Origin of the sequence: Pseudomonas atagonensis (assembly GCF_011369485.1) — a bacterium.
In the GTDB taxonomy this organism is placed as follows: domain Bacteria; phylum Pseudomonadota; class Gammaproteobacteria; order Pseudomonadales; family Pseudomonadaceae; genus Aquipseudomonas; species Aquipseudomonas atagonensis.
Genome location: NZ_VXCA01000022.1, coordinates 43,855 through 51,124 on the forward strand (window position 1 = coordinate 43,855; position 7,270 = coordinate 51,124).

Annotated in this window: 6 protein-coding genes; 3 read left to right on the plus strand and 3 right to left on the minus strand. The window is 60.4% G+C overall.

All coding sequences use genetic code 11. The annotated features are described in order from the left end of the window. Window positions 1-192: 192 nt before the first annotated feature. Window positions 193-1,569: a signal recognition particle protein gene (gene ffh / locus F2P67_RS14375; RefSeq protein ID WP_008081630.1), complete on the minus strand. Its 1,377-nt coding sequence runs from the start codon at window positions 1,567-1,569 to the stop codon at window positions 193-195. A gap of 195 nt (window positions 1,570-1,764) precedes the next feature. Here ffh and F2P67_RS14380 point away from each other — a divergent pair, with 195 nt between their 5' ends. The 3 genes from F2P67_RS14380 (at window position 1,765) to F2P67_RS14390 (ending at window position 5,368) form a co-directional block, all read left to right on the plus strand. Then, window positions 1,765-2,577, plus strand: coding sequence for a cytochrome C assembly family protein (locus F2P67_RS14380; protein ID WP_166221099.1), 813 nt, complete (start codon window positions 1,765-1,767; stop codon window positions 2,575-2,577). 12 nt (window positions 2,578-2,589) lie between these two features. After that, window positions 2,590-3,825, plus strand: a complete 1,236-nt coding sequence (locus F2P67_RS14385) for a transporter associated domain-containing protein (protein WP_166221100.1) — start codon at window positions 2,590-2,592, stop codon at window positions 3,823-3,825. Between the two features lie 226 nt (window positions 3,826-4,051). Further along, window positions 4,052-5,368 carry an MFS transporter gene (locus F2P67_RS14390; protein ID WP_166221101.1) on the plus strand — a complete coding sequence of 439 codons (1,317 nt, stop codon included), beginning with the start codon at window positions 4,052-4,054 and terminating at the stop codon, window positions 5,366-5,368. Between the two features lie 88 nt (window positions 5,369-5,456). Here F2P67_RS14390 and purT read toward each other — a convergent pair whose 3' ends face one another. Both purT and F2P67_RS14400 read right to left on the minus strand, forming a co-directional pair. Beyond that, a complete protein-coding gene (gene purT / locus F2P67_RS14395) occupies window positions 5,457-6,638 on the minus strand; it encodes a formate-dependent phosphoribosylglycinamide formyltransferase (protein WP_102900595.1) in 1,182 nt (393 codons plus the stop codon). Window positions 6,639-6,738: 100 nt separating this feature from the next. Continuing rightward, a complete protein-coding gene (locus F2P67_RS14400; protein ID WP_166221102.1) occupies window positions 6,739-7,206 on the minus strand; it encodes a VUT family protein in 468 nt (155 codons plus the stop codon). Between the last annotated feature and the right edge of the window lie 64 nt (window positions 7,207-7,270).

The following is a 7,270-nucleotide window of genomic DNA, read 5'->3' on the forward strand; positions in this document are numbered from 1 at the left end:
CCCGAAAGGCCGCATATTCTAAGGAATATCCGGACTTTTGCAAATGACTTTTTCCGGCGCCCATGGCATGCCGTGCGGATTTGCATATAGAGCCGTCGATGAAAACGGCCGGTCAGCTCCCGCCGAGTGCGGGTTTGCTGTTGAACCCGCATCCTTGCGGGGCCTGTGCCGGTGCGACGACCGGCCAGTTTTTTACATTTTCGGCATGCCGCCGCCGGGCAACATACCGCCCATGCCGCGCATCATTTTCGCCATACCGCCTTTGGCGGTGAATTTCTTCATCATCTTCTGCATCTGCTTGTGCTGCTTGATCAAGCGACCGATGTCCTGCACCTGAGTGCCGGAACCCATGGCGATCCGGCGTTTGCGCGAACCACTGATCAGCTCAGGGTCGCGGCGCTCGGCCGGGGTCATGGAGTTGATGATGGCTTCCATCTGTTTGAACTGTTTCTCTGCAGCGTTCTGGGCATTTCCCATTTGCGACAGGTTGACGCCGCCGATGCTCGGCAACTTGTCCATGAGCCCGCCGAGGCCGCCCATGTTCTTCATCTGTTGCAGCTGATCACGGAAGTCTTCGAGGTCGAAGCCCTTGCCCTTCTTCAGCTTCTTGGCCAGTTTGTCGGCCTTGTCCTTGTCGAGGGTCGCTTCGGCCTGTTCGATCAGGCTGAGCACGTCGCCCATGCCGAGAATGCGCGAGGCGATACGCTCAGGGTGGAACGGATCGAGCGCTTCGCTCTTCTCGCCCATACCAATGAACTTGATCGGCTTGCCGGTGATTGCGCGTACCGACAATGCAGCACCGCCACGGGCGTCGCCGTCGACCTTGGTCAGGATCACACCGGTCAGCGGCAGTGCATCGCCGAAGGCCTTGGCCGTGTTGGCCGCATCCTGACCGGTCATGGCGTCGACCACGAACAGGGTTTCAACCGGGTTGATCGCGGCGTGCAGTGCCTTGATCTCACCCATCATCTCTTCGTCGATGTGCAGACGACCGGCGGTATCGACGATGACCACGTCGATGAATTTCAGTTTCGCTTCTTTAATAGCCGCGGTGGCGATGTCGACCGGCTTCTGGCTCAAGTCGGACGGGAAGAACGTCACGCCGATGTCGTTGGCCAGGGTTTCCAGCTGTTTGATAGCGGCTGGACGGTAAACGTCCGCCGACACCACCATGACCGACTTCTTCTTGCGCTCCTTCAGGAAGCGCGCCAGTTTGCCGGCCGTGGTGGTTTTACCGGCGCCCTGCAGACCGGCCATCAAAATGACGGCGGGCGGCACGGCGCTCAGGTTCAAGTCTTCGTTGGCTGCGCCCATCAGGCTTTCGAGTTCAGCCTGGACGATCTTCACGAACGCCTGGCCCGGCGTCAGGCTGCGCGACACCTCGGTGCCGACAGCGCGCTCCTTGACCGAATTGACGAAGTCCTTGACCACCGGCAGGGCGACGTCGGCTTCGAGCAACGCCATGCGCACTTCGCGCAGGGTGTCTTTGATGTTGTCTTCAGTCAGCTTTGCCTTGCCGGTGACATGGCGCAGCGTCTGCGAGAGACGGTCGGTTAAGTTTTCAAACATTGCGCGATCCTTTCAGGCCCTGTGTAGACCGGGATAATGGCGGCCCAGACCGGAATCAACATGTGCTCGGCGAGCCTGCGGCGTGGGCAGGTCGCGGATTATAGCGAAGACTGCGTCGGGCGGACACCTCGCACTTTCGTGCTGTGACGGTTCTATGCCAAACTCAGCCCCTTTCGGGCTTGCCTAACAGGATTTATGCTCCCCTTGTCACCCAGTTTGCTGACCACTCTCGCCGCCGCCCTTCTATATGCCGCTGCGACTCTTTATCAAGGCACTCGTCTGGCCACCGGCGCCAAGGCGAACAAGCGCCTGCTGGTTACGCTCGGCATTCTCGCCGTGGTGGCCCACAGCGCCAGCCTGCTCACGCATTTGCTGACCCCGATCGGTCTGGGCCTGGACTTCTTCAGCGCCTCAAGCCTGATTGCGGCGGCAGTGATTGCCCTGACACTGATCGCCTGCTCGCGGATTCCGGTGGAAAACCTGCTGGTGCTACTGTTTCCGCTGGGAGCGATCACGGTCTTGCTGGCGCAGTTCGCGCCGACCGGTACGGTGCAGATCATTGATGAAGAGCCGGGCATCCTCGCTCACATCTTATTGTCGATCCTCGCCTACGGCATGTTCACCATCGCGGTGTTCCAGGCCTTGCTGCTACTGGTGCAAGACCACCAGCTCAAGCACAAGCACCCGTCCGGCCTGATCAAGAACTTCCCTCCGCTGCAAACCATGGAAAGCCTGCTGTTCGGCTTCCTCTGGGCCGGCTGGACGCTGCTGTCGCTGTCGCTGATTTCCGGCTGGCTGTTCGTCGAGAACCTGTTTGCTCAACATCTGGTGCACAAAACCCTGCTGGCCTGCCTGGCCTGGGTGGTGTTCAGTGTGCTGTTGTGGGGTCGCAATCGTCTTGGCTGGCGCGGCCACAAGGCAATTCGCTGGACCCTCGCCGGTTTCTGCCTGCTGATGCTGGCGTATTTCGGCAGCAAGCTGGTTCGTGAATACATCCTGCACATCTGACGGGCGGCATAAATGGACGGTTTGCCCATAGGGCCGATGCTCGCGGTATTTGTCCTGCTGATTTTATGGTCGGGGCTGTTTACCGCCGTCGAAATCGCGCAACAGCATCTGCTCGCGCAACGCACCGCCTCGCGCGCAAGCGATAAACCGCTGGCGAAGCTGAGCTTCCCGCTCGACAGCCTGATCCTCTGCAACACCCTGTGCCGGGCGCTGGCGGTGATCATTGCCACACTGCTGGCGATTTTCCTTTGTGAAGAAAACGGCCCATGGGCTGCCTGCCTGAGTGCCGGCGTGATCTTGCTGGTCTTCGCCGATTACTTCCCGCGCTCGCTCGCCAAACGCTATCCGGACGCGGTGCTCACCTTCGGCAATACCCTGCTGGCGGTGCCGTTGAAAGCGGTATATCCATTGGCCTGGTTGCTCAGTCGCCTTAGCGGTTTGCTGACTCGACCATTTGCGCGCAAAGCCCAGGTGGTGCAGCAAAGCGAAGACGATCTGCCGGTGGATCATTCCGATGACCCTGAGCATCCGAGCCGTACGCATCCGGTGTCTGGCATTCATGCGCTGGACAACATCACGGTCAACGACATTCTGGTGCCGCGCAGTGACGTCGACGGCATCAACCTCGATGACCCGATCGAAGACATCATCGAGCAACTGCGCCACAACAAGCGCACACGCCTGCCGGTGTTCCACAGCGACATCAACCAGGTCGAAGCAGTGCTCAACACCCGGCAGATCCGCCACCTGCTCAGCAACGACGACCTGACCCGCGAAGCCTTGCTGGCCGCCAGTTACGAGCCGTATTTCGTGCCTGAAAGCACGCCGCTGCAACTGCAGCTGCTGAACTTCCACAAGCAGCAACGCCGGTTGGGCATGGTGGTCGACGAATACGGCGAAGTGCTGGGGATCGTTACGCTGGAAGACATTCTTGAAGAGATTGTCGGCGAGTTCGAAAGCGAGCACAGCCTCGATAATCCGCACATTCATCCGCAGGCCGACGGGCGCATGGTGATTGATGGCGCGGCATCGATCCGTGAGCTGAATAAATGCCTGGGCTGGCACTTGCCGAGCGATGGACCGAAAACGCTCAACGGACTGGTGACCGAAGCGCTGGAGACCATTCCGGAAAGCGCGGTATGCCTGAAGATCGGCCGCTATCGCCTGGAGATTCTCGAGACTGAAGAGAACCGGGTGAGCAAGGTGTTGATCTGGCATACCTCTTCGGTGCCTGCGACAGTTCAATAGCGTTTTTGCGCTTGTTTGATCGTTAGCCTCCTTCCTATAATCGAGACGCTTACCCAAGCGTCGCTGAGCCACGTGCTTACCCCGCACCCGACAGGTTTCGGCCATTTCCGCTTCACTCCGGCGACTGTTCCTACTCGAAACAGCGACCGCGCCTCATCCCACATCCCTGGGTGTTCGACCATAATAATTCGCTCCAACGGAGCTCATGACTGTCAGGGATCACCGCATGACGACCAGTACCGCTTACAGCGACACCACGCCTGCCCAACCGACCAATTCCGCCACCCGAGTGGCCACGGCGAGCTTTATCGGCACGGCCATCGAGTTCTACGATTTCTATGTGTATGCCACCGCCGCCGCGCTGGTGATCGGGCCGGTGTTCTTTCCGCAAACTTCCGGCACCGCGCAGATGCTGTCGGCATTTCTGACCTTCGGCATTGCCTTCCTCGCCCGACCATTGGGTTCGGCGCTGTTCGGCCATTTCGGTGACCGCATCGGGCGCAAGTCGACGCTGGTTGCTTCGCTGCTGCTGATGGGGGTCTGCACCACGCTGATCGGCGTGCTGCCCGGTTACGCCAGCATCGGAGCCTGGGCGCCGATTTTGCTGTGCGTGCTGCGCTTTGGTCAGGGGCTTGGGCTGGGTGGTGAATGGGGCGGCGCAGCGCTGCTGGCCACGGAAAATGCACCGAAAGGCAAGCGTGCGTGGTTCGGCATGTTCCCGCAGCTTGGCCCCTCCATCGGCTTTCTTGCCGCCAACGGCTTGTTCCTGACGCTGGCCATGACCCTCACCGACGAACAATTCCGCAGCTGGGGCTGGCGCATTCCGTTCCTGCTCAGTGCTGCACTGGTGATGGTGGGACTGTATGTACGTCTGAAACTCCACGAAACCCCGGTATTCGCCAACGCCATCGCGCGTCAGGAGCGGGTGAAAGTGCCGCTGGTCGAGCTGTTCAGTCAGTACTGGGCGCCGACATTGCTGGGCGCGGCGGCGATGGTGGTTTGCTACGCACTGTTTTATATCTCGACGGTATTTTCCCTGAGCTATGGCGTATCCACCCTCGGCTACAGCCGTGAGACGTTCCTCGGCCTGCTGTGTTTTGCCGTGCTGTTCATGGCGGCCGCCACGCCGCTGTCGGCGTGGGCCAGCGACCGTTACGGGCGCAAACCGGTGCTGATCATTGGTGGCGTGCTGGCGATTCTGTCCGGGTTTCTGATGGAGCCGTTGCTGACGCAGGGTTCGACCTGGGGCGTGGCGCTGTTTCTGTGCATCGAGCTGTTCTTGATGGGTGTGACATTTGCACCGATGGGGGCGCTGTTGCCGGAGTTGTTTCCGACACATGTGCGTTATACCGGCGCGTCGGCGGCGTATAACCTCGGCGGGATTGTCGGGGCCTCGGCGGCGCCGTTCTTCGCGCAACAACTGGTGGCGATGGGTGGTTTGAGTTACGTCGGCGGGTATGTGTCTGCGGCCGCGGTGCTCAGCTTGATCGCTGTGCTGTGCCTGAAGGAAACGCGCAATAACGATTTGAATCAGGTTGCCTGATAGATCGCTATCGCGAGCAGGCTCACTCCTACAGGGGAACGCATTCCAATTGTAGGAGTGAGCCTGCTCGCGATGGACGCGACTCGGTTTACAGCTCTACAACAACCGCCTGAGCAGCGCGGGTCGCTTTGGCACGAGCCGCTTCAATCGACTCATCCCGCGCCAGCGCCACGCCCATGCGGCGCTGACCATTCACTTCTGGCTTGCCAAACAGACGCAGCGCGGTATCCGGTTCGCTCAAAGCAGCGCCGAGATTGGCAAAGGCTGTCTGCGTCGACTGCCCTTCCACCAGAATCACCGCCGAAGCCGAAGGGCCGAACTGGCGAATCAACGGCACCGGCAGACCCAGAATTGCCCGGGCATGCAGGGCGAACTGCGACAGATCCTGGGAAATCAGCGTCACCAGACCGGTGTCGTGCGGACGCGGCGACACTTCGCTGAACCACACCTGATCGCCTTTGATAAACAGCTCGACGCCGAACAGACCACGGCCGCCCAGCGCTTCAGTCACCGCTTTGGCGACGCGCTCGGATTCCGCCAAGGCAATCGGGCTCATGGCCTGTGGCTGCCAGGATTCCTGATAATCGCCCTTCTCTTGACGGTGACCGACTGGCGCGCAGAACGTGGTGCCACCGATGTGGCGCACGGTCAGCAGGGTGATTTCGTAGTCGAAATCGATGAAACCTTCGATGATTACCCGGCCTTTGCCGGCGCGACCGCCCTCTTGTGCGTAATCCCAGGCTTTCTGCACGTCATCGGCGCTGCGCAGCAGGCTCTGGCCTTTGCCCGACGAACTCATCACCGGTTTGACGACGCAAGGGAAACCCAGGTCCTCAACCGCTTTGCTGTAATCCTCGAAGGTGTCGGCAAAGTGGTAAGGCGAGGTCGGCAGGTCCAGCTCTTCGGCGGCCAGACGACGAATACCTTCGCGGTTCATGGTCAATTGCGCGGCGCGAGCGGTCGGAATCACGGTAAAGCCTTCGGCTTCCAGTTCGACCAGTGTGGCGGTGGCGATTGCTTCGATTTCCGGCACGATGAAGTGCGGCTTCTCGGCTTCGATGACTGCACGCAGGGCAGCGCCGTCGAGCATGTTGATCACGTGGCTGCGATGGGCAACCTGCATGGCCGGCGCGTTGGCGTAACGATCGACGGCAATCACCTCAACGCCCAGGCGTTGCAGCTCGATCACCACTTCCTTGCCCAACTCACCACAGCCACACAGCAATACGCGGGTCGCGGTCGGCGACAATGGAGTTCCGATACGGGTCATCTCAGGTCCTCAAAGAAGCGGATCATCGAGGAAAGCGTCGCCATGCGCACTTTCCATGGGGAGAAAGCGCGGCATTTTACATGAACCCGAGGATTTGGCTTCAGCCGGCGACAGCCTGTTTGCGTTCGCGCCAGGCCATGATCAGCCAGACGGCGGTGACACCGGCGAATTTCGAGGCCAGCGCGGTGATGATCACCGGCGGCGTCATCAGATCGATCATGCCGAAGAAGATGAAGGTATCGAGGGGAATGCTCAGCGCCGAGCTGATCCACAAGCGGTCGCGCAACGGCCGTTTGGTGATACTGAACACCAGCCAATCGATGATCTCGGAGACGGCGAACGCCGTCGCGCTGGCCAGCGCGATGGACGGATCGGACGTGACATAAGACAGTACCAGCGCCGCCAACATCGCCACGATGGCGCCGTGGCCGAAGCGGGTCTGCACCATGTCGCGCAGCACGAACACCAGACCACCCCAGGCGGACCAGATGATGTCCAGGTGCGGCGCCGTGGAGAAGGCGAAGTTGATCAGCACGACGCTGCTGATGTAGGCGATGAGGAAAATCATGGGGGAGCGACCTGTCAGATTGGCGCACAGATTACTGGACCCGCAGATCAAGAGCCACCCCCTC